Annotated in this window: 24 protein-coding genes; 3 read left to right on the top strand and 21 right to left on the bottom strand. The window is 54.6% G+C overall.

Going from position 1 to position 20,627, the window contains the following annotated elements:
• Window positions 1–2: 2 nt before the first annotated feature.
• Window positions 3–1,220 carry a putative phage abortive infection protein gene (locus KB554_RS01340; RefSeq protein ID WP_211034733.1) on the top strand — a complete coding sequence of 406 codons (1,218 nt, stop codon included), beginning with the start codon at window positions 3–5 and terminating at the stop codon, window positions 1,218–1,220.
• On the opposite strand, the gene KB554_RS01345 is transcribed toward KB554_RS01340, so the two are convergent.
• The 7 genes from KB554_RS01345 to KB554_RS01375 form a co-directional block, all read right to left on the bottom strand.
• Window positions 1,209–4,145, bottom strand: a complete 2,937-nt coding sequence (locus KB554_RS01345; protein WP_211034734.1) for a hypothetical protein — start codon at window positions 4,143–4,145, stop codon at window positions 1,209–1,211. The genes KB554_RS01340 and KB554_RS01345 overlap by 12 nt on opposite strands.
• A gap of 21 nt (window positions 4,146–4,166) precedes the next feature.
• Entirely contained in the window at window positions 4,167–4,577 is a 411-nt protein-coding gene (locus tag KB554_RS01350; protein ID WP_211034735.1) for a structural protein P5, read from the bottom strand.
• A gap of 23 nt (window positions 4,578–4,600) precedes the next feature.
• On the bottom strand, window positions 4,601–4,996 hold the full coding sequence (locus KB554_RS01355) for a hypothetical protein (RefSeq protein ID WP_242116214.1): 396 nt from the start codon (window positions 4,994–4,996) through the stop codon (window positions 4,601–4,603).
• An 11-nt stretch (window positions 4,997–5,007) separates the two neighbouring features.
• Entirely contained in the window at window positions 5,008–6,549 is a 1,542-nt protein-coding gene (locus tag KB554_RS01360) for a hypothetical protein (RefSeq protein WP_211034736.1), read from the bottom strand.
• A gap of 211 nt (window positions 6,550–6,760) precedes the next feature.
• The gene (locus tag KB554_RS01365; protein ID WP_211034737.1) at window positions 6,761–7,096 is read right to left on the bottom strand and encodes a hypothetical protein; all 336 of its coding nucleotides are present in this window, start codon (window positions 7,094–7,096) and stop codon (window positions 6,761–6,763) included.
• A gap of 112 nt (window positions 7,097–7,208) precedes the next feature.
• Window positions 7,209–7,985, bottom strand: a complete 777-nt coding sequence (locus tag KB554_RS01370; protein ID WP_211034738.1) for a hypothetical protein — start codon at window positions 7,983–7,985, stop codon at window positions 7,209–7,211.
• 1 nt (window position 7,986) lies between these two features.
• Window positions 7,987–8,943 carry a site-specific DNA-methyltransferase gene (locus KB554_RS01375; RefSeq protein ID WP_211034739.1) on the bottom strand — a complete coding sequence of 319 codons (957 nt, stop codon included), beginning with the start codon at window positions 8,941–8,943 and terminating at the stop codon, window positions 7,987–7,989.
• Window positions 8,944–8,990: 47 nt separating this feature from the next.
• Here KB554_RS01375 and KB554_RS01380 point away from each other — a divergent pair, with 47 nt between their 5' ends.
• Window positions 8,991–9,386 carry an MmcQ/YjbR family DNA-binding protein gene (locus KB554_RS01380; protein WP_211034740.1) on the top strand — a complete coding sequence of 132 codons (396 nt, stop codon included), beginning with the start codon at window positions 8,991–8,993 and terminating at the stop codon, window positions 9,384–9,386.
• Here the strand turns inward: KB554_RS01380 and KB554_RS01385 are convergent.
• The 14 genes from KB554_RS01385 to KB554_RS01450 form a co-directional block, all read right to left on the bottom strand.
• The gene (locus KB554_RS01385; RefSeq protein WP_211034741.1) at window positions 9,383–10,171 is read right to left on the bottom strand and encodes a DNA adenine methylase; all 789 of its coding nucleotides are present in this window, start codon (window positions 10,169–10,171) and stop codon (window positions 9,383–9,385) included. The genes KB554_RS01380 and KB554_RS01385 overlap by 4 nt on opposite strands.
• A 2-nt stretch (window positions 10,172–10,173) precedes the next feature.
• Window positions 10,174–10,701 (bottom strand): hypothetical protein, encoded by a 528-nt coding sequence (locus KB554_RS01390; protein WP_211034742.1) that lies wholly within the window; start codon window positions 10,699–10,701, stop codon window positions 10,174–10,176.
• Window positions 10,688–10,987 (bottom strand): hypothetical protein, encoded by a 300-nt coding sequence (locus KB554_RS01395; RefSeq protein WP_211034743.1) that lies wholly within the window; start codon window positions 10,985–10,987, stop codon window positions 10,688–10,690. The genes KB554_RS01390 and KB554_RS01395 overlap by 14 nt, the downstream gene beginning before the upstream one ends.
• A gap of 50 nt (window positions 10,988–11,037) precedes the next feature.
• Window positions 11,038–11,388, bottom strand: a complete 351-nt coding sequence (locus tag KB554_RS01400) for a hypothetical protein (protein WP_211034744.1) — start codon at window positions 11,386–11,388, stop codon at window positions 11,038–11,040.
• Window positions 11,385–11,816 (bottom strand): phage tail tube protein, encoded by a 432-nt coding sequence (locus KB554_RS01405; RefSeq protein WP_211034745.1) that lies wholly within the window; start codon window positions 11,814–11,816, stop codon window positions 11,385–11,387. The genes KB554_RS01400 and KB554_RS01405 overlap by 4 nt, the downstream gene beginning before the upstream one ends.
• A gap of 1 nt (window position 11,817) precedes the next feature.
• Window positions 11,818–12,177, bottom strand: coding sequence for a hypothetical protein (locus KB554_RS01410; protein ID WP_211034746.1), 360 nt, complete (start codon window positions 12,175–12,177; stop codon window positions 11,818–11,820).
• A complete protein-coding gene (locus tag KB554_RS01415) occupies window positions 12,174–12,698 on the bottom strand; it encodes a hypothetical protein (protein WP_211034747.1) in 525 nt (174 codons plus the stop codon). The genes KB554_RS01410 and KB554_RS01415 overlap by 4 nt, the downstream gene beginning before the upstream one ends.
• A complete protein-coding gene (locus tag KB554_RS01420; protein ID WP_211034748.1) occupies window positions 12,685–13,005 on the bottom strand; it encodes a head-tail adaptor protein in 321 nt (106 codons plus the stop codon). Before KB554_RS01420 ends, KB554_RS01415 begins: the two co-directional genes overlap by 14 nt.
• A complete protein-coding gene (locus tag KB554_RS01425; protein ID WP_211034749.1) occupies window positions 12,989–13,546 on the bottom strand; it encodes a head-tail connector protein in 558 nt (185 codons plus the stop codon). The genes KB554_RS01420 and KB554_RS01425 overlap by 17 nt, the downstream gene beginning before the upstream one ends.
• 4 nt (window positions 13,547–13,550) lie before the next feature.
• A complete protein-coding gene (locus KB554_RS01430; RefSeq protein WP_211034750.1) occupies window positions 13,551–14,744 on the bottom strand; it encodes a phage major capsid protein in 1,194 nt (397 codons plus the stop codon).
• Window positions 14,745–15,144: 400 nt separating this feature from the next.
• Window positions 15,145–15,441 carry a hypothetical protein gene (locus tag KB554_RS01435; protein ID WP_211034950.1) on the bottom strand — a complete coding sequence of 99 codons (297 nt, stop codon included), beginning with the start codon at window positions 15,439–15,441 and terminating at the stop codon, window positions 15,145–15,147.
• A gap of 338 nt (window positions 15,442–15,779) precedes the next feature.
• Window positions 15,780–16,475 carry an HK97 family phage prohead protease gene (locus KB554_RS01440; RefSeq protein ID WP_211034751.1) on the bottom strand — a complete coding sequence of 232 codons (696 nt, stop codon included), beginning with the start codon at window positions 16,473–16,475 and terminating at the stop codon, window positions 15,780–15,782.
• Window positions 16,453–18,861 (bottom strand): phage portal protein, encoded by a 2,409-nt coding sequence (locus KB554_RS01445; RefSeq protein WP_211034752.1) that lies wholly within the window; start codon window positions 18,859–18,861, stop codon window positions 16,453–16,455. Before KB554_RS01445 ends, KB554_RS01440 begins: the two co-directional genes overlap by 23 nt.
• Before the next feature lie 20 nt (window positions 18,862–18,881).
• Window positions 18,882–19,361, bottom strand: a complete 480-nt coding sequence (locus tag KB554_RS01450; protein WP_211034753.1) for a phage terminase small subunit P27 family — start codon at window positions 19,359–19,361, stop codon at window positions 18,882–18,884.
• 130 nt (window positions 19,362–19,491) lie between these two features.
• On the opposite strand from KB554_RS01450, the gene KB554_RS01455 reads away from it, so the two are divergent.
• The gene (locus tag KB554_RS01455) at window positions 19,492–20,379 is read left to right on the top strand and encodes a Fic family protein (RefSeq protein WP_211034754.1); all 888 of its coding nucleotides are present in this window, start codon (window positions 19,492–19,494) and stop codon (window positions 20,377–20,379) included.
• Window positions 20,380–20,627: the final 248 nt, after the last annotated feature.

Consider the following 20,627-nt stretch of genomic DNA (forward strand, 5'->3'; position numbering starts at 1 on the left):
TTATGGCTGTGAAAGTAGCGGAGAATTTTATATCTTTATGGAGACAAAGTCCCCAACTTATGCAAAAACAAGGATTTCATCATGTAGCAGCAATCGCATTTACGATTTTAGGAATTGCTATTTTTTTATGGTTCTGTTATCGAGGTTTTTTCTGCGAGAAATTCATTGACCCTCATGGATTTGTTTCATTAGAAAAATCCGCTTGGTTCGGCGATTTTATAGGGGGTTGTACGGGAGCTATTTTTGCTTTAGTAGGTGCTTTTTTACTATTTGAGACATTGCGACTACAACGGATGGAATCATATAGGCAACAATTTGACAATACATTTTTTGGACAACTATCATTACATCGGGATATTGTTGCTGATATGCCACAAAATAATCCAGTAACAGATTTTTTTGCCCACGAGAAATATCGTCTATTGCAAGATTTTCATTCTACTTTACCGTCTATTCATAAAAGGAAAAAAGAAGCAGATGCGAGTTATATTTCATTTTATATCTCGCATAAAGATAAGACCGCCCATTATTATCGAATACTGTATAGATTATTTTGTTTTATTGACGAGTCAAAATTAAACGAAAAAGAGAAAGTAAAATATGCCAAAATGATGCGTGCACAACTTTCTGAGGGTGAATTATTCTTTCTTTACTATAATGCATTTACGGCATATGGCGAAAATTTCCAAAAATTTATTAATAAATACAATCTAATAAAACATCTACCTAAATTAGAAAAGTTAGAATTTCAAAGATACACCTCTCTTTTAGAAGGGAATGAACGGCACTCTGTCGAGTTAGTTTTATATGATATTAGAAAATTAATGAATATATCTATTCAGCATATTGGAGTAGATAATAATGAATTAAATATAAAGCGATATTTAAAGGGGAAATATTCATTTAAAGTGGTTTTCCCTTCATCAAAAGAAATGGAGCTAACCATTTATATTAAGCACGAAGTTGAACACTCTGATTATTTTCAACAAGGACTTGGTTTAGAAAGGTTTGACGATAATATGCTTATATTTTTATTTAGAGACTATTTAATAGATACATTTTGCTATTCTTCTTTTTGTAAAATCAACAAGACTACAGACCTAAAAATGACATGGGATAAAAACTATTCCCTCGACGAAAATAAGACAACAATATCTTTTAGTGTACACCGTAAAGATAATAAAAACATAGAATTTAGAGCTAATAAATCATCTTCCTAAAATATTCGTCTTAAAATTCTCCTTCCCGATGGCATAGACAAGGTCTCGGCCTTTGGCCGTAAGCTCTCCCGAGAGGGTTATGTTTACGTTGGTCGTACCACCTCCGACCATCATCTCCTTGAGCTTGGATAGCGGTGCTATGACTTCCGGATCAACTCCAGCATTAGGGTTATCGCCTACCATCGCATAGGTCGGGCCGAAGGCGAGACCGCCTTTGGCCAGCTTCGGCGCATTCTCTTTCGCCTGCTTGTTGATGAGCGCCGTCATCACGGCAGCAGCAGCCACCATCGCCGCGCCGATGGCGATTGCCGCCCACGGATTGGCCAGCACCGATTTGAGTGCCGACTTGAAGGCGATGATCATCACACCGAATTGGATCATCTGCGAGCCGATCTGTTTGAGAAAATTGGCGAACTGCAACAGGATGGCTTTCATCAACCCTCCGAATCCGAGGTCGCCGGCCATGATCTGCCCGATAGCCTCGGCCGCCGCGACGATGCTGTTGGCAAGGAATGTCGAGAGCGACTGATCGAAACTCTGTATCGTCTCCCTGACCGCTCCGCCTACCTGCTCCAATGCGGCACCGAACTCCCAGCCTTTGGATACGAGCGCTTCGGTATAGGTCGCCACCACCTGCTCGATATCCCGAATGTCGCCCTCCAACTTGCCGCCGACCTCATCCGCCCAGCCGAATACTTCGCCCCAAACTAACTCACGGATGGCTTTCATCTGCTCCATCGCCCGCGTCACAATGGGTTTCAGATCGGGTGGTTTGATCTCGATCTGCGGCATGACCAGCGTCATACCGTCCGGCAGAATGGGTGCGAGCGGCTCGCGCGGCAAAAGGTCTTGCGGAAGCACCTTGTTCAGCTCGTCGATCTCCTTCTTCAACTCCTCGATACGGGCGTTGCAGGCAGCGATCTCCTCCACGTCGAACGCCGCTTGCTTCTGCGTCTCCAACTTCTTAATCTCGGCTTGAAGCGCCGTAATCTTACCCATCGCCTGCGTCGCCGATGTTCCCAATCCGTTCAGGCGGTCGACTTCACGGCGCAGCTCTGCAATCTGTCGGTTGAAACCGGCAATCTCCGTCGGGTCGAACGATTTTTGCTTTTGGGCTTCGAGGCTCTTGATCTCTTCATTGAGTTCCTCTATGCTCTTCTGTGTCCGCATCGAAGCGCCGTCCGCAGCACCGCTTAATCCATCGACAGAGGTGGAAGCATCCTCCACGGCCGAAGTCAGCGACAGCGAGAACGCCTCGGCGAAGTTCCGCACCTCGGCTTCGGCCTGCGAAACCAGATCGCCCGCCTCGGTCACCTCCTCCCCCAACTCACGGACATCGCTACGCATCCGGTTGATCTTCCGCATACTCACGTCATCCATACGGATCTTGTCCCCATAACGCACCTGTGGCTGGAACATCTGCTGCACACGGCGGGCCTTCTCCGCAAGGGAATCGCCGCCGGCCATGATCTCGTTGAAGTGGTTGACAAGGCTGCTCTGCAACTGCTCCGACGCCTGCTTCCACTCGTAGAATCCCTTATTCTGGTTGTGCCTGCCAAACTCGAAGTCGCCGCTTGCCAGCTTCGCCCCGATATCGGAGAGATAGGCATAGAGTTCCGCCTCCTTCTCCGCCTGCCGGACTCCCGCCTCGGTCTGCCGCTCGATAGCCGCAGTTACCTGGTCCTGCTTCCGCGCAAGGGCGATGTGCAGTACCAACTGCTGATTATATTCTGCCGCACGCTTCCTGAGCGTTTCGAGTTCGAGGGCTTCGGCACTCAGTCCCTCGACAATTTGGGGCTGCACGCCTTTGAGTTCTTCGAGGGCTGCCTTGCGCTCCTGCTCCGAGGTGTTGGCCGAGGAGAGCTTGCCTACGAGGGCATTGACCTGCCGGGCCTCCTCGATGATTTTGTTGGTCAGCTCGCCGTTCTTCTCGGCGGCATCTTCGGCGCTGTCGCCGAACGCTATGAAAAGACTGATGCCCGTAGTGATGAGCGTCAGCAGCAGACCGATGGGATTGGCGGCGATGGCAGCCGTAAGCGCATGAATCCCCGTCTTGACCAGTCCGATGGGCGCGACGAGCATCGCAAAGCCCGTCTTAAGCAGCGGCAACGCCTTCGAAAGCGAACCCAACAACAAGCACAACGGCCCGATGGCCGCAGCAACGGCCGCTACCGAAACGAGCAGTTTTTGCCAGCGTGGATCCATTGCCTGAAGCACGGCGACAACCGAAGACAATGCACCTGCGACTTTTGCGGCTATGGGCATGATGATCGCTCCGATCTGCTCCAGAAAATCACCCCAAGTATTCTTCAATTGCTTGATCGGCCCGATACCCGTCTCGGCCGCAGCTTCGGCGAACCCCTTGTAATTTTCGAGAATGAAATCGACCGCCTCGCCGTTTTTGAGTTGCTCGGTTGTGAGTTCCTTCAACTTCGGGATGCTTTCGCCCAATTCGCCCGTCAGACCGCCGTAGGTCTTGGCCAGATTCTTCACGGCGCTGTCGAGTGTCATTCCCGTCGCATAGGAGAGTTGGGCGGAGGCTTCGATGACGCGTCCGATCTGCTCCTCGGTCATCCCCAACGATGCCAAGTACGCTTGCTGTCCGATGATCGCCTCGTCGCCCAGCGTCGAACGAGCCTGCAACTCGCCCGCTTCGGCGAGCAGCCGCTGCTGGATGTCGCTGCGCCCTTTGAGGGCCGTCAGGAGCCGTTGTTCGGCCTGTTGCTGGATATCGGCATTGTTCAGAGCCACGACGCCCAATGCCGTAAGAGGAGCTGTCAGTTTCAGTGACAGCTCTTTGCCGACTTTATCCAGTTTCTTGGACAGCGAGTCGAAATCTCGTTCTACCTGCTGTGTCTTCTGCTTGAATTCGTAGGAGTCGGCTCCGATTTTAATCAGCAGGTCGGCGATGCGGCGTCCGGCCATATCGAACGATGTTTAACGTGTTCAGGGTTTATGCTGCATGAAAAGTCGCCAGCCTTCGCGGACATCCGAATCGACGGCCGGCACACCATTTTCCATACGCGACATAGCTCCGACGACCGAAATCATTACTGCCGGGTCGAGCGTGTCGAGCGAAGCATCGGGAAATACCTCGGCCCAGCGGCTCACATGGGCGATGTAGTTCTCGGTGTGGTTCTCCACGGGCGGCGCGTAGCGCGTGATCATCTGCCGCAGCGTCCTGTAGCCGTTGCGGGAATAGGTATGCAGCAGTACGAACATCGCGCGGTAGCCCCACGCCATCGTTTCGAACTGCTTGAAGGCTGCGTCGCGCGAGGGTCGCACCTCGCCCAGATACTTTGTCTTCGAATTTCGGATATTGCCCGGATTACAGTTGCGGATTCCTCTTGTCGTCATATTAGGATAGTTTTAAGTAGCGGTTAGTATTCGACGTCCTTTCGTTCGGCCTCAATCACTGCGGCCCGCGCCGCCTGCTCCTGCTCGATAAACTGCTGCCGCCGGATGAGCACAGGACATCGTTCGGGCGGCGTGTCGCATTTGTAGGCTTGGCGGATGACGATGCGGCTGCGGTCGATCTCCACATCCTTATGCTCGATGATGATTTCGAGCTTGTCGACCTTCTCTTCGAGCTTTTCCACGCGGCCATCCAGCCGCGTGATCTGCTCCGACTGGATCGCCACGACCTTCTCCGTGTTCTCCAGCTCGGCCGAGTCCGCAGCGGCGCGTTCCCGGCGGCGTTTGCTGTTGAAGAAGACGAGCGTTCCGGCAAGGCCGCTGGCCAAAAGAAAGTTCAGGAGGATGCTTACGAGTTCCATGTCGTGTTCGTTTAAGGGAGGTACTTATAGATTGCGTTGTCGCGGACGATATGCAGCTGGCCGCCTACATAGAAGAGTCCCCGCAGCGGGTGCGACGCTCCGGCCGTATTACGCACCTGTCGGATGGTATTGTTGGCATATGTCCAGATGTAGAGTCGGCCGCCGGAATGGTAAGCCACTTCGCCCATCGTGTGGTCGGCGAAGTCGGCCGCACCGGAGATCGTCTTGATAAGCGTCCGCTCATCGATGGTATCGCGCCGGTAGATCCGCAGCGTCGGGCCGAGCGTTTCGGCCATGAAGTAGTCCGAGAGAGTCAGTATCCGCGTACCTGCGGGATAGGCCATTGCCAACAGCTCCCCGTTGACCCGTTTGTCGTGCAGCCACGCCCCTTTGGTCGTATTGACCACAATGGCCGAGTAGGATTTCAAAATTCCCGTGACCGTTCCACTGAAGGTCGTACGGTCATAGCCGTATCCCCGTCGGTAACCCGTAGAGGAGTTGACATAGACGTAATCGGGACGATTGAGGTAATATCCCGTAATCGTGCCGCCGTCCGAGGCGCGGCTGACGCTGCGCGGCCCGCGTGGATAGGTAATGTAAGGAAGCAACAGGTAGATGTAACCGCCCATGTAGGTCGCCGGGGTATCGTAGTCTTTCCGATCGTGGCGTTTGAGTACCACACCTCGGTAATCCACGATGCTGACACCCGCGCCATCCACCACAGCAAAGCTGTTGTCTGCGGGATGAATACTCACTTCACGGGTATAGGACAAGAGCTGACGCACGCTTCGCGAGGCCGGGTCGTAGGTGTAGATGCGGTTGTCGGTCGAGAGCAGGACGAGGATACCTCCGCACAGCAGAGCCGTCCTGACCGTAAAGGAGAGCCGTGCGCCGAGGATGCAATCGTCGCCCTGCGGCGGAGTCTCGCAGCGGACGAGTCCCGGCATCTCGACAAGCTCCGTGTCGTAGCTGTCCTCGACGGCCTTCAGCTCGATGGAGTTTACATAGAAACCGCAGCGCAGGAACTTGGAGTCCTGAACCACCGTGTTCATGTCAATATGTCGGCCGGAAAACATCTCGCCGGTGATGCGGCGGCCGGGAAGCTGTTTGTAGCGCAGGGCGCATCCGACGAGGTTGCCCAGCAGCGTGTTGTAGTCGTTGCCGCCCCGCGTGTGCCACATCCGCGTCGGCCGGCCCGACGCATCGGTGAAGTAGAGCGAATAGATCAGCCGGTCGTTGGGAATGTTCGGAATGTCGGCAATGGGGAGCTGGATCGACAGATCCGCATTGTTGGCGTGGTTGACCATCACTTCATACCGAAGCGAGTTCTCGTAGTCGTCGCCCGTGTCGATGGTGAGCCTCATATTATAGAACGAAACAGCTTCCCATTCGCCGTAGACACGGCCACTGCCGCTATTGCCGCGCACATCGTATTTGAGCGTCTGTTTCATGTAGAAGACCAAATGACCGTTTGCGGGAATGCCGTCGATCTCGATCTTCTTGTTGGTCTCGGTCGAAGTCCTTGCGATCCGAAGGGCTTGTCCTTTTTTCATGGCTTTGCTTTTAAGTTGTTCGTGTTCAGTGCTTTATTGTAAGTCTAAGGTAACACAATCGTTCGGGACACGCAAGTCTTTCGGCAGATTTATTTAATTTATTATCAATGTTTTATATCGAATTCAGACAACCGGTTTTCGGGGGTATTTTCATTTATCAGCCGGTTCCCCGAATTCATAATTTCCTCATTTCAAAGGAGTAGGAGGTCGGCTATGCGCCGATCTCCCAATAGCTCCATGCTCCGTCGCGGTAGATGTACTTGTAACGGATGTCGTACTCCCGCTCCCGCAGGTAGGCGGCGAACGTCCTGTGGAGCCGCGGGCTGTTGTCGTAACCCTCCTCCGGACGTTCGAACGTGCAGCGGCGTAAGCTCTGTTCGACATCTATCAGGTTACCGTGCTCGACCAATGCGGCCGCTTTCTCCGGCGTGGCGTAATATTCGTTCAGGGTCGTGCCCAACGTATCGGGATTACCGTCCCGCCATACGTAAACGCTCTTGATTTCACCTGTTGCCAATTGCACTCCGACTCTTGCTCTCGTACTCATAATACACTATATTTTAGTTGTTTATCGCATGACAAACATAACATCACAATTCGGAACACGCAAGTCAATCAGCAACTTAATTCAAAGATATTCAGGCATTTATTACTCGAATTCAGAATAGCTTTACGGTTTTCTCGTAGGCATCCATCCGTTGCTCGACCTCCTCGAAAGTCTGTCCGTATTTGAAGCCTTCGGATGACTTATTCCCGACCTTCGAGAGCCGTTGCAGTTCGCGCCACAATTCGGGATGGCGGCGGCGCAGGTCGGCGAAGATCGGAATGCGGCAGTTGGGGCAGAACCAGCACCCGCCCCGATGCGCAGTTCGGTAGAGAGGCGACAGCAGACCGTATTCTTCGCACTTGTGTCGGGCGTCCGCCTCTGTATAGCCGTACTTGGCGAGCAAGCTCGTTTTGTGGATGTACCCTTTGTTCTGCATCCGCGCGAGGCGTCTCGGTTCGTCGGCCGCGATGCCGACGTACTGTACGACGCCCTGCTTGCGGAAGCGACCGTAATAACGATGTATGGGCTGGATCTTGAGGTCGCGGTTGGCGCAGCACTTGCCGCCGATGAGCCAGCCGCGCAGCATACCCTTATGTGCACCGCTCCCAATGACCGTATGGAATAACGTAAGATAGTCTTTCTCCGAACGGACGACATCGACCCGAACGCCTAATGTGGCAAGACGCGGAATCGCCGTCGAGTAGATCCACTCGATGTGTTCGGGAATCTCGCCGCTGATATTGCGTCGGTGGTCGAACATCACCTCCGAAAAGACGGCGGCATCGAGCGGTTCGCCGTGTTCGAGGGCAAGGAGGATCGTAGCGATCGAATCCTTGCCGAACGAACACGAAGCGATGTAGGCGGGATTGTCGTAGGTATGCGAAGACATATCAGAGGGAGAGGGATTGCTGGTTCAATCGCTTTTCACAGATCGCCGCATACTCCTCATTGGGTTCGAAGCCGATGTAATGGCGTCCTAATCGTCGGGCGACGACGGCCGTCGTTCCGCTGCCCATAAAGGGATCGAGAACGAGACCACTTTCGGGGCATCCGGCCTTGATCGGCGTCTCGACCAATCGCGAAGGATACATGGCATAGTGCGCCTCGTGGCTCGGTTCATAAGGGATACGCCACACGCACCGCATATTGCGACCGCGAGGATCGGTCGTCCGCTGCATTCCGATACCGTTCAGTCTCCGATAGCCGGCGCTCTTTCCGTTGAGCGTCCGGGCACGACGATACCTTCCGAAGGTCGATTCGGCATACGGCTCGAACTGCTGCTCGAAGTAGTATCGCTGCGACTTGGTAAAGAAGAACACCTTTTCGAAGTCCACCGTGAAGCGGTCGCGGACGGAGGAAGGTATGCAGGCGGGCTTGTACCAGATGATCTCGTTGCGAAGCACCCACCCACGAAGGATCATCTCGTCGGCGAACTTATTCGGAATATTGCACAGCGACTTGGAGGGGATACGGTGACGCGCCGTATCGACCTTGATGTCTATAAGGCAATCGCTGTTCTTCGAATTTTCGCTCCACTTCGGATTTTGTCGGCGGTTGTATTTGTAGGGTTTGCTGTACGAATCGCCCAAGTTCACCCACAGCGTGCCGGAGGGTTTCAGCACGCGGCGGCATTCGTCGAAGATCATGCACAAATGCGCGATAAACTCCACGCGTGTAGGCTCCAGCCCCAACTGTCCCGACCAGCCGTCCGGCCACACGATCGAACCGATGCCGTAGTCGCGCATCTGCCAATAGGGAGGCGAAGTGACGATACAGTCCACCGACTCGTCGGGCAGCAGTCGTAGGCCGGTAAGGGCATCGGTGTTGTAGATGAGATTCTGTTCCATCTGCTGAATAAGCTATTATCGGTTATCTTTTTCATACCTTTGCAGGTATGGATATCATGGATGTTCGAGAATATCTCGTTTCTTTGCCTGCGGTCGAGGAGTGCCAGCCTTTCGGCGAGGAGTGGCTCGTCTACAAAGTCGGCGGCAGGATGTTCGCGGCCTATGGGTTCGAACGTCCGCAATACCTACCCGTCAAGTGCGACCCCGACCGGGCCATTCTTCTGCGGGATGAATTTCCGGCCATCACTCCTGCGTGGCATTTCAATAAGAGGCATTGGAACGACCTTCGTTTCGAAGCGCTCCCCGACGAAGTCGTCATGCGTGAAATCCGCCATTCGTTTCTTACTGTTATCCGGCAGAACGTCACACCCAAAGCTCTCTGCGAAGAGCTGCTGAAGATGGTTGCGGAGGCAGGCGTCGCGGATGCGCCACTCGACCTTTAGTAGTTGGTTACCATCCACTCCTCCTGCCGGCGGCGGGACTCCTTGGAGGCCGTGATTTGCCGCTCGATGGGATGTATCGTCCAGCCGAAGCGCGAAACGTATTCACGGATCCGATCGTGCGGGAACATCGTCAGCATGAACTTGCCCGCCACCTCCGAGAGAATAGCCAGCAGCTCTTCCAAGTCCTGCTCGTTGAAGGTATCCGAGTAGTGACCGCAGTCGGAGCCCACATAGGGCGGATCGACGAAGTGGAACGCCTCCGGACAGTCGTACCGACGGATAACATTCTTGCCGTCCTCGCTCTCCACGGTGACGTGCGCAAGGCGTTGACAGACCGCTTCCGTAAACTGATCCTTGCCGTTGAAGAGCTTAAGCGTCGTCGTGCCGCTGCGGTCATAGCCGAACGTCCCGTCGAGCATCGAGGCGAAGCCTAACTTCGAGCCGATCCAGATCGCCCATGCCCGCTGTACCGGGGTGAAAAACTGCGGGTGCGTCATGATATGCTTGGCGTGAGTATGCTGGTCGCGCGAGTGCAGGCTGGCGTCGATCTCCCGCTTGAGAGCCGGATAGTCGCTCTGCGCTACGCGGTAGAAGTTGATCAGCTCCTTGTTCATGTCGTTGATGACCTCGCACGATACGGGTTGCTTGCCGAAGAGTACGGCGCATCCGCCGCAGTAGGCTTCCGTATAGACCCGGTGGTCGGGAATGAGCGGCAGGATGTATTTGAGCATCGTCTGCTTGCCGCCGTAGTAGCTGATCGGGGTTTTGAGTCTTGCTTTTGCCATGATTAGAAACGCAGAATTTTGATTTTCAGGATAAGGAGCAGCAGGAATAGGGCGATGAGCCCCACGGCGATCCATTTGACCGCCATAACGGACGGAGGCGGCTTCTCAACCGCTTTCTCTTTCTGTTCGCCTTGTCGTCGGACATGGATGTCGTTTCGTACCGTGCTGTCCGTGGTGGTAAGGCGTTCGGCATCGGCCGCAATCTCCGTACGGACGATACGACGCACGGCCGGAGCGGTTGCAGGCGGCGCTTCTCGCTGTCGAGGCGTATCCGCGAAGATGCTGTCCGGAATTGCCGACTGCGGTTCGGGAAGTTCGGCCGGCGGCGTAATCGTCGGAGGATAGAACTCTACGACGGTCTGTGAGAGCGTGCCCCACTCGTGCAGCACGTCGGTAATGGCCTTGCGGATTTCACTCCGGTCGAGCGAGGTGCTGTCCGTGATGCTACGACGTTGCATCTTGCGCAAGGGGCTGCACGCTGCGGCAAGCAGCATCAGGGCGAGCAGGAGGATAGTTTTACGGTTTCTCATCGTCTTTCGGGTCATTAAGGATTTGTCGGATACGATCTCGGCGTTCCTGCATGGTCAGCGGCGTCGATGTCTGTGCGCTCTCCGCTTCCCACGGTAACGGGAACATCTCGGTCATCGCTCGCCGCTCCTTGCGGTCGAGTTGGATGGAGGTAAGCACCCACACAGCCCAGCGTTCGCGTTCCCATGCCTGACGCTGGAGGTTCTGCTCCCGTTCCGACCATCCGAGCCATGCGTAGATGAACTCCGCAGGCGTGAGGGCTTCGAAGTCCTCCGGACGCATGGACATCTGACCGACGGCGATGGAGAACCACAGCTCGTAGGTAATGCGGCGGTCGCCTACCTCCTTTTCGCCGCCGCACGACCGTTTTTTACCATACCTCCCAACTTTTCAGTCAGCGGCGAGATGCTCTCGACGAAGAGTTGCGAGACCTCCAGCACCAGATGCGGTTCGTCGTCGAAGAGGTCCCACACGTCGTCCTCCGCGTAGCGGCGCTCGCTGCCGGAGCGTCGTGCGCCCTCGTTGAGTCCGACCTCCGTGAGCGCGACGATGCTGTCGATGCTCCCGACGGCGGCCGTCGTGGTGATGTTCTCTGCGAAATCCGACTCCTGACGTTTGGTGAACTCCGCCACGGCCCTCATACCGAAGTGGATCGGCGTGGCCTTTCCGTTGATCGTGATCTCTTTCATTGCTGAGAGGTTGCATCTTGGGGCGACAGGTTGCCGCTCCCGGTGAGTGAATAGTTGTAGGTGGCATTATCGCCGGCCGGAGCGCCGAGCGAGAACGAGGTGATGTACGCCTTACCGTGGTAGGTCTTCGTAAGACCCGACAGCGGCGATTTGATCACTACGTCGACGAGTTTTTTCGAGAGGATGATGCCCAGCACGTCTTCCGAGGTGTGGCTGTTCTCGATGGAGTCGTCCACCACGACGAGGCCGTCCCCGTCCACCGACCACGAGATGTCGCCGGGCGACTGCTCCTTGCCATTGGTATCCTTCGTGCGAAGTTCCTTGAGTTCCAAGTCCACCTTCAGGTTGTGTGTGGTGGCGTGGAGCGTCGTTTTGCTGTCGACCAGAACGATGATGTCCTCGCCCTGAATCACTTTTTTCTCTGCCATATTAAGCTATTCTAAATGTTATCGTATATCCATGCAAATCGAAGTCAGCGTAGTAGCTATATTCGGAAGACTTCCAGATGCAGCGGCCTCCGGCGAAGCTCATCCCGTCGAGTGCCCGGATTGCTTTATGCTTGAGCGCCTCGACCGAAGCCATGCGGTCGTGGATGAGCGCCACCTCGAAGAGCGTCTGCACCCCGGCGATACCGTGTTTCGTGCGCAGGGGTGCCTCTTCAGGTGTCGTGAAAGCGGCATAGGGAACAGGCGTCTCGGCATCCACGGCCCCGGCCTGCACCTTGCCCCGAAGCTCCGGAGCGGCCGCTTCGAGTGCGGCGATAAATGCAGTCTTGAAATCCTCGATCATCCCTTGACGGGTTTAAAGTGTTTCTGAATGTAGCGTCCGACGGCAGCAGCCAGCTCGTTGCCGAAGATCGCCACCGTGCGCTCGTTGGTCTCGCCATAGGCCTTTTCGAGAAAGGGCGTGGAGCGGATACCCTTGACGCTGCGGACAAAAACCTTCTCGCCTTGTTTATTCTCGAAGACGAGCAGCTTGCCCTTACGCGAAAGGCGCGGATCCTTCGTGCCCTCGTGGATGAACTTGCCGTAGTATTGATTCACCGCGCCGATCTTCTTCGATCTGTCGAATACGGGCTTCACGGCCACTGCCACCTCGCTCTTCGGAGCGCTGCGATCCTGGAAGCGGACGATACGCAGTTGGCGTTTGAGCTTGCCGCTCCTGACCGGAACCTTGCCCCGCGCCGAGGTGAGCATCGGCCGTGCCGACTGGCGGAGTGCCGCCAGCAGGATGCTTTTCTGCATCCCGTTGGGCAGACCGTCGAGAATCTCCTTCGCCTGCCGGTAGCCGTTTACTTTAATTGTCAGCATCGCTCTTTTTGACCTTTATGTGGAGATATTTGCGCCGGCCCTCTTCATGCACCGAAACGATCCGGTACGCCATGTCGCCCTCGCGCACCTGGTACGAAGGGCGGATACCCGGCCGCCAGCGGATCGTATAGGCGATTTCGTTCTCGTGGAGAATACGTCCGGCGAAGAGGTTTTCCCTGCCGCCGGCTTCGGTGCGCTGCGCATAACAGACGGCTACGCACGTCAGCTCCTCGCGACGTTCATTATAGGCGTCCCGCTCCTCGGTGGGTGCCATGATCTCGATGCGGGTATCAAACACGGTCGTCACGATAAGGAGGTACGCGCCACGGAGCGAGCAGCTTCTCCGCCGTAAGGGAGAGCTCCGAAACGGAGCGCCCGACGATATTGTCCGACTCGTTGTCGTAGAGCGTTCCCAGCAAAAGCAGGATGGCCGCCTTGATCGCCGGCGGAATCGTCTCCGCATTGTACCCCTCGGTCGCTTTTACATGGAGCTTCCTTCCGGAGAAGCGCCCAGCATCGATCAGCAACAGGTGAGCATTGTAGTCGTCCGCCAGCAGGAGGTAGTCTTCGTCCGGCGTGAGGATACCGTCAGGCGAGGAGACCTCCGCGATGGCGGCGGTATGGACAGGAAGCCGGAGGGCATCCTCCGCTGCGCCCAAAAGCACATCGAACTCGACATAGCGGTCGCGGATGCGGCGTCCGGTCATGTCCTCGGCGATGCCGACGACCATCTCCAGCTTGGCGTCGATAAGCGCATGGTCGTGCATATCATCGCCGATGCGCAGATGGGCGCGGGCCAGTTCCGCCGACACCGGGAGATTTCTCGCTCTGATCTTGGTATAGCGCATGGCATTAGGAAGCGGCGTGCACGAGTTTCTTGATCGGGTGCGTACCGGCGTTCAGCAGCAGGCCGTCCAGCCGTGCGAAGCCGAAGATGCCGATGGAGAGGTATTCGGCCAGCAGTTCGTTCAGGCGGATAACCCGAAAGTCCTTCACCATGCGGATCTTGAACTTCGAGAAGTCCCCGAAGAGCACTGAGGCTTTACCCGCGCCGATGTCCGGCATATCGTCGTTGAGCGTATAGGGCTTGGCGAAAAGCGTCGGCGGCGTGCCGTCCCGTGCTCCCTCCTGCCAGATATACCGATTCGTAGTATCCTTGATCTTGACCAGCGAGTAGAGCGTATTGCGGTTGAACATGAAGCGGCCGTTACGGGCATAGGCCGAGTCGACCGAGCGGATGAGGTCGACCAGATCGTCCAGCTTGACGGCCGAAGCCGAGGGCGCGGCGTCGCTGGCCGTAGCCCACTCGATGATCCCTTTCGGCTTGCCCTTACCGTCGCCGACAGTGAGGTCTTCGTTCATGCCGCGCCCGAACGATTCGGCCAAGAGGTCGGCAAGCAGCGACTCCAGATCGAAGCTGTTGTCCTGCAACAGTTCGAGCGACACGGGAACGATGGGCGTGCGGTAGGTATAAGCCTTGAGCGTCTCCGAGCCGAACGACGGAGCCTTCTGCGTCGACTTCTGATACTCGGCAACAACGGTCGCCTTGCTCGTGGTATCGTTCACCGTCGGCATAATCAGGTCGCCGCCCGTAGAGGTGGAGAAGACCGAACCGGCCTCCAACATGCCGCCGTAGGTCTTGAGCGCCTTTTCGATGGAGTTGGCCAGCGTCGAGGGAACAAGTACGCCGCCCGCCAATCCTGTGATGCCGGCACGCTGCTCGAAGCGGTGGCGATTCTCGGCCGAGACGCCGTTTTCGCCTTTAAGAAGATACTCGACGAAAGCGCCGCGGTACTCCGCAGGATCGTCGCTACTCTCAGCCGCGTGACGGCGTTCGTACTGCTCTTCGGCCTGACGGCGTTCCAGCTCCTCGAAGCGCTCCTCCTGCTCGACCTTGCGGTCGGCCTTGTCGTAATCGGCAAGCAGCGCATCCCACCGCTGCTGCTCCTCGGCAGTCATCTCGCGGCCGTCCGTCGCCTTGCGAAGCTCGTCGATGGCAGCGAAAACCGTCGCTCGCGCCTCGCGTAATTCTTTCAGTTTGCCCATAATGTTCAGATTTATATCTGTGGCAAACTTATACTCCGAGCGACGACCGATTATGAGACTTTGTCCCGATTAAGGGCAGCAATTACTATCTATGCTATGGGTGGAATATGAAAAAAGTCGTACCAACAAAATTGTTGGTACGACTAATAATAAAGAGCAACTGAGGTCCAGTTGCTCTTTGTAATGTAATCTATTATTTTGTTGAGAGAATGATTCTGCTAAATGCTTCGAACGATTTTAACGCGAATTCATACTTTCGTTTTTCTCCTCCTCTGAATCATTATCTTCCGAACATCTATTGGGCCATTGACTGATTCGCCAGTTCAGTTCATCGAAAAAAGCGTCGACAGAAATGCCATCACAAGCCTCAAAAGCATTTTCGCTCATTGCAAGGAAACATTTACTCGTGCAAAACAGCCGTATTGGACATATCTCGCACAATGATACCATCCTCGAAGATTTCGTAAGCAAATACCCAATCTTTCTCAAAAACGGCACAATGATATCCCATCACCCGCCATTTTTTGAATCGGCACAGAGGGTAATCAGCCAGATTACCCAAATGCATCAAAAAGCGGTCGATCCTTTCCGTACGTTTCTCTGCTGCTTCACGGGAAAGTTTCAACTCATCAAGAAGATAATCTCGCAGTTCTGAAACTTTACCCAATACGACCTCCGAAATCAACACCTCACGCATCCTGCTCAAAACGCTCGTTAATCTGATTTCTCAGTTCAGTCGTAAAAACACTTACGGGAACAGCATTACAAGCCTTAGCAGCCTCTTTGAAACTCGGCTTCGCTCCGTTCACTACAGTAACGCATTTGTGGTTTCTGATTAATTCCAAAAGCCACTTTCCTTCAGGGGACGTATCCTCAATCATTATATGCGTCATAATTGTCGAATATTAAATTCTCTTTCTGCAAATATAACGATTTTTATGCCAAGAACAATATATCTGCAATATAAAAACCGCCTCCTTACCATATTGCAGGCTCCGGAGGCGGGTGGGATCTTGAGGTGTGTTCCGTGAGGCGTCAGCGTTTGAGCCTCAGGACTCTCATAAGTCGATCCCGCGACAGGCATCGTGCCGTCGTATCGTTGTTGTCAGGTTGTGGAGCAGTCGGCTCCGCAGATGTTTCCTCTTCTGGAGTTTTATCCCGTAGCGAGCGCAGGTAGTCGGCCTTGCGCTCTTCGAGGTGGCGGACAGAGGCTTCGGTATCCCTGTAGGCCGGATAGACCACCAGCGCCACATCGTAGAGTTTCGACACCTTGATAATCGTTCTTCGGTCGTATTCCAAACCGTTCTGCTCGTCGGCGTACAGCCATTCGTCCTGCCTCACGATGAAGCGGAACGAACATTTGTTCACATCCCCGCGCCGGAGCAGTTCTACCATGTCGTTGCCGCGGGTCGTGGCAGGTGCCTCAAACGTGAAGCGCAGGCCGACCTCATCGACCGCAAGGGTCAGCGTGCCGCTCGATGTTCGGGCAAGGATATCGTCCACGTTGTGGTTGAAGCACATGATCGCGTCGCTCGTATCGCACTCGTCGAATGCGCCGCGGCGAATCTGCTCGACGAACCAGCCGCAGATCGGCTCCGACCATGTGTCGAATTTGGCCGCATACCCCGTGACCGTCCGTCCGCTCGTATCGCCTTCGCGCTGTTCGATGCGGATGTCGGAGAGCAGGCACCGCAGCTCTACCGTTCCGTTATTGCTTTTTCTTTCCTCCATCGATTGCCTGTTTTACGGGCTGCATATTCATCTGCACGAAGTATTCATCGCCGCCTTCGTAAGAGTTCATATCTTCGAGGTTGCGGATTTCGTTCGCGCACAATGCACCCACGATGTTCATATTCTTGTAAAATTCACTCCGCGTCTTGGCATCGCCTCGCAGCAGCCCGTTCAGGGAGAAGAGGTAGTAATACTCGCCGAACTCGTCCTCGCGGAGCAGCTTGCGGTTGAACTCCTCTTCCAGTCGCACGAGGTACGGCATGAGGCAGTAGCGTACAAACTCCATCGCCTGATGCTCGATGTTGTTGTTCGTCGAACGCTCCAAGTCGGCGATCATATGCGGCGGCACGCCATAGATCGTGGCGATCTCGGTCTTCTGAAATTTGCGCGTGGCGATGAACTGCGCATCTTCAGGCGGAATGGATACCCGCTCGTAGGTCATGCCGCCCTCGAGCAAGAGCGGCAGGTGGGCCTTATGCAGACCGACCGACTGCGCGAGAAGGTCTCGTTTCAATCGCTCGTATGCCTCCGGCTTGAGTGTCGAGGGGTATTTGAAAACACCCGACATATTTCCTCCCTGATTGAAGAACATCTCGCCGTACTGCTGTGCCGAGACCGAGAGTGCGAGGTTGTCACGGTGAACGGCAATCGGACTCTTGCCCACGATGCCGTCGGTCGAAAGCCCCTTGAGGTGGATCATATCCGAGCCCGCAAGCATCTCTCCGTTATCCAGCCGGTAGAACAGCTCCTCGTTGTAGGGGTTGGTTTCGTCTTTGGCCTGCGCGGTCATCCATTCGCCCAGCGCCATGATCGAGGCGACGATACCGTCGATCTTCTGCACGGATTTCCGTTTGTCGGGTTTGATGTTGCCCGCCGGATCGGTCTGCACGACGGTCGAGGCGAGCATCCACCGCAGCACGGGATTGCCGAAATGTTCCACCTCGCCCGTCAGCACCAGCGCCTCGAACTGCTTTGTCGGAGCAGACATCGAACCGAAGCCCTGTCCGAAAGGAGAAAACCCCATCCCCTCGTTCTGAAGGTCGATAATCGTCTGCGACGCGTTCCAGCGATCGTAGGCTGTCGATTTAAGATTATAGTCGGCAGTGATACGCAGGATGTCGGCCTTGACAAAATCATAGTCCACCACATTGCCCGGCGTGACGGTCACATACCTTTCGGCCACCCAACGGTCGTAGTTAATGTTCTCCTTCTTGATCTTCTCCAGCATCTTTTCCTCCGGGATCCAAAAGTGCGGCAGAAGCTGGAACTTGTCGTTCTCATGGAAAAGTAACACGAATGCCGTGATGTCGCCAACGTTCGACAGGTCGAGACCGCCCCAGCAGTCACAACCTTTCAAGTCGGCAGGAGCAGTCGTACCGACACACTTCATCCACGCTTCGTCGAGAATCCAAGTCAGCTCGGCATCCACCCACAGATTGACATTTTTGGTCATCACGTTACGAACGGCTTCCGGACGGTTCTTGGCATCCATGACCTGCGAGGCGAGATAATCCACCGAAAGCGATACGCCGAGGTTGGGATTGGCCTTGATCCACATCTTCGGGTTGTCCCACTCCTCTTTGTTGTCGAGCGTGTAGATGATACCAAAGAGCGAGTCGTCCCAGTTCACACCCCGCAGCACCTTGATTACGTTGTCGCGGTAAGCGAAGCAAGCTCCGGTCTTATTGAACCCCGCCGTCGTGATAATGAACATCAGCGGTTGCCGACGCGCTCCGAAGGCCGACTTGATGACGTCGAACATCCCGCTGTCCTTATGGGCATGAAACTCATCAATGATGCCGCACGAAGGGTTCAGACCGTCGTGCGTACCATAGTCCGAGGAGAGCGGCTTGAGCATCCCGCCCTTCGCCTCGTAGGTAATCGAATTGCGGAAGACCGAGAGATACTTTTTCAGGTCGGTGGCCTTGACGATTTCGGCGGCGTCCGAAAAGCAGATTTTCGCCTGATCCTTAACCGTCGCAGCCGAGTAGACCTCCGGGCGGCTTTCGCCGTCGGCAAAGAGCATATAGAGTCCGATGCCGGCAGACAATGCCGTCTTGCCGTTTTTGCGAGCGATTTCGATATAGGCATAGCGGAAGCGGCGCGTACCGTCGGAAAGCATCCAGCCGAAAATGTTCCAGACGATGAACTGCTGCCACGGTTCGAGCAGGAACTTGCGGCCGGCCCATTCGCCTTTGGTATGCTTGAGGCTTTCGATGAAGCGAATTGCTCGCGCGGCAGCCTTACGATCAAAATACCAGCCACGGTCGAGGGCATTCTCCAGATCGGAGAAATACCGCCCGATGGCGAGGTACACATATTCGCAGACCGTGAGTTTGCCGTCGCGGACGTCATGGGCGTATTGTTCGGCGGTATGCAGTTTCATAACGACAGATAAGCAATAATTTATTTAACCTCTTCAAACTCGGCAAAATCATCTTTCGGAACATCGTCCGACAGGAGCGCAGCGACACGGTGACGGCTCGATGGTGTCAGGCCGAACTCGGAAGCCAACGACTTGGCATTGGCAAGAGCCGATTCGGCGACTTTGCGTTTGGGATTGACGACGGTCGTAGTGCCGGACTTAGTCGCTGCCTCTATCGTATAACCTTCTTTTTCGACAGCTCGCATCATATCGTGGTACAAGCCCATTTCGCGGGCGTAGGCCGCGACGAGATCCACGCCGACCAAATCCAACAGACGGTTATGGATCAACTCCGTCGCCACGACTTCGAACACCTTTTTTGCCGTGCCTTTCAGTCCGGAGCGAGGAAGCGACACGACAGCCATTCCCGCAGGAGCGGCATTGCCGGCCATGCGGCATGGTTGGTCCGTCCCGCGCAAGGATTTCAATTCATCAGGTATTTTCTTACGACCTTTAGTCATTTCATCTTTACAGTTTTTGTATTCACATTTTATGTTATCGAATAGAATATCTGTATGTAATTTGCCGTTATCGGCAAATTACACTATCTTTGCTCTCAAATTCAGGGGTTGAACTTGCCGATAATAGTGTATGGAGTATATATCAGTAATCGCATTCGCCGAGAAATACGGCATTTCAGAGCGCACGGCACGGAACTATTGTGCCGAAGGGAAAATCGAGGGTGCTTTCCTTACAGGCAAGACATGGAACATTCCCGCAGATGCCGCATTGCCCATGCGCAAGCGTCGTCGCTCAAAAGAATCGCCCTTACTCACTGCGTTGCGCGAACAAAAGGAAATGAAGCTCAAAGGCGGCATCTATCATCGCACGCAGATCGACCTGACCTACAACTCTAACCACATCGAGGGCAGCCGCCTGTCGCATGACCAGACGCGTTACATTTTCGAGACGAATACCGTCGGTATCGAGGGCGAGAGCGTGCGTATAGACGACATCATCGAGACGACGAATCATTTCCGTTGCATCGACCTCATTATCGATCGTGCCGAAGAGAGGATTACCGAATCGCTTATTAAAGAGTTGCACGCAATACTCAAATCAGGGACATCGGACAGCCGCAAGGAGTGGTTCGCCGTTGGAGAATACAAACGCCTACCAAATGAGGTAGGCGGTACCGAAACCACCGCACCGGAAAATGTGCGACGCGAAATGAAAGCCCTGCTTGCCGAATACAACGCCAAATCGAAAAAGTCGTTCGCCGATCTGCTCGACCTGCATCAACGCTTCGAGTCCATCCACCCGTTTCAGGACGGCAACGGTCGTGTCGGCCGGCTACTCCTCTTCAAGGAGTGCCTCGCAAACGGCATCGTGCCTTTCATTATCACCGACGACCTGAAAATGTTTTATTACCGGGGCCTGCAACGCTGGCCCGAAGTGAAAGAGTATCTAACAGACACCTGCCTGACAGCACAAGACAACTATAAAGCGATACTCGATTATTTCAAGATCAAGTATTGATTCTATTCGATATTTCAAAGAACTTGCTCGGAAAGTCTTAATTACAGTACCTTAGTTACGATAACACCGTAGCGCGATTATTCGATCCCTCCAATTTTGCACGCGCGTACAGAAAAGGGGGGCTGCGATTGGGTTTCGTGACCTCGGAAGGAAATTCATCCCCCTACCTATCGGAGTGCAGGTCATAATTTTTGCAGCCTTTTATGCCCCAAATCGTTGCATCTGTCCGCACATCTACTCGCGGGTGG

This window comes from Alistipes sp. Marseille-P2263, assembly GCF_018101075.1.
Classification (GTDB): domain Bacteria; phylum Bacteroidota; class Bacteroidia; order Bacteroidales; family Rikenellaceae; genus Alistipes; species Alistipes dispar.

What these genes read in the sequence shown, in the direction of transcription:
- KB554_RS01425 (WP_211034749.1), bottom strand. Translation starts at nt 13,546, where the DNA reads ATGCGCTATACCAAGATCAGAGCGAGAAATCTCCCGGTGTCGGCGGAA.
- KB554_RS01380 (WP_211034740.1), top strand. Translation starts at nt 8,991, where the DNA reads ATGGATATCATGGATGTTCGAGAATATCTCGTTTCTTTGCCTGCGGTC.
- KB554_RS01410 (WP_211034746.1), bottom strand. Translation starts at nt 12,177, where the DNA reads ATGATCGAGGATTTCAAGACTGCATTTATCGCCGCACTCGAAGCGGCC.
- KB554_RS01400 (WP_211034744.1), bottom strand. Translation starts at nt 11,388, where the DNA reads ATGAAAGAGATCACGATCAACGGAAAGGCCACGCCGATCCACTTCGGT.
- KB554_RS01430 (WP_211034750.1), bottom strand. Translation starts at nt 14,744, where the DNA reads ATGGGCAAACTGAAAGAATTACGCGAGGCGCGAGCGACGGTTTTCGCT.
- KB554_RS01340 (WP_211034733.1), top strand. Translation starts at nt 3, where the DNA reads ATGGCTGTGAAAGTAGCGGAGAATTTTATATCTTTATGGAGACAAAGT.
- KB554_RS01450 (WP_211034753.1), bottom strand. Translation starts at nt 19,361, where the DNA reads ATGACTAAAGGTCGTAAGAAAATACCTGATGAATTGAAATCCTTGCGC.
- KB554_RS01350 (WP_211034735.1), bottom strand. Translation starts at nt 4,577, where the DNA reads ATGACGACAAGAGGAATCCGCAACTGTAATCCGGGCAATATCCGAAAT.
- KB554_RS01345 (WP_211034734.1), bottom strand. Translation starts at nt 4,145, where the DNA reads ATGGCCGGACGCCGCATCGCCGACCTGCTGATTAAAATCGGAGCCGAC.
- KB554_RS01375 (WP_211034739.1), bottom strand. Translation starts at nt 8,943, where the DNA reads ATGGAACAGAATCTCATCTACAACACCGATGCCCTTACCGGCCTACGA.
- KB554_RS01440 (WP_211034751.1), bottom strand. Translation starts at nt 16,475, where the DNA reads ATGGAGGAAAGAAAAAGCAATAACGGAACGGTAGAGCTGCGGTGCCTG.
- KB554_RS01405 (WP_211034745.1), bottom strand. Translation starts at nt 11,816, where the DNA reads ATGGCAGAGAAAAAAGTGATTCAGGGCGAGGACATCATCGTTCTGGTC.
- KB554_RS01455 (WP_211034754.1), top strand. Translation starts at nt 19,492, where the DNA reads ATGGAGTATATATCAGTAATCGCATTCGCCGAGAAATACGGCATTTCA.
- KB554_RS01385 (WP_211034741.1), bottom strand. Translation starts at nt 10,171, where the DNA reads ATGGCAAAAGCAAGACTCAAAACCCCGATCAGCTACTACGGCGGCAAG.
- KB554_RS01365 (WP_211034737.1), bottom strand. Translation starts at nt 7,096, where the DNA reads ATGAGTACGAGAGCAAGAGTCGGAGTGCAATTGGCAACAGGTGAAATC.
- KB554_RS01395 (WP_211034743.1), bottom strand. Translation starts at nt 10,987, where the DNA reads ATGTCCATGCGTCCGGAGGACTTCGAAGCCCTCACGCCTGCGGAGTTC.
- KB554_RS01355 (WP_242116214.1), bottom strand. Translation starts at nt 4,996, where the DNA reads ATGGAACTCGTAAGCATCCTCCTGAACTTTCTTTTGGCCAGCGGCCTT.
- KB554_RS01390 (WP_211034742.1), bottom strand. Translation starts at nt 10,701, where the DNA reads ATGAGAAACCGTAAAACTATCCTCCTGCTCGCCCTGATGCTGCTTGCC.
- KB554_RS01360 (WP_211034736.1), bottom strand. Translation starts at nt 6,549, where the DNA reads ATGAAAAAAGGACAAGCCCTTCGGATCGCAAGGACTTCGACCGAGACC.
- KB554_RS01445 (WP_211034752.1), bottom strand. Translation starts at nt 18,861, where the DNA reads ATGAAACTGCATACCGCCGAACAATACGCCCATGACGTCCGCGACGGC.
- KB554_RS01435 (WP_211034950.1), bottom strand. Translation starts at nt 15,441, where the DNA reads ATGCGTGAGGTGTTGATTTCGGAGGTCGTATTGGGTAAAGTTTCAGAA.
- KB554_RS01370 (WP_211034738.1), bottom strand. Translation starts at nt 7,985, where the DNA reads ATGTCTTCGCATACCTACGACAATCCCGCCTACATCGCTTCGTGTTCG.
- KB554_RS01415 (WP_211034747.1), bottom strand. Translation starts at nt 12,698, where the DNA reads ATGCTGACAATTAAAGTAAACGGCTACCGGCAGGCGAAGGAGATTCTC.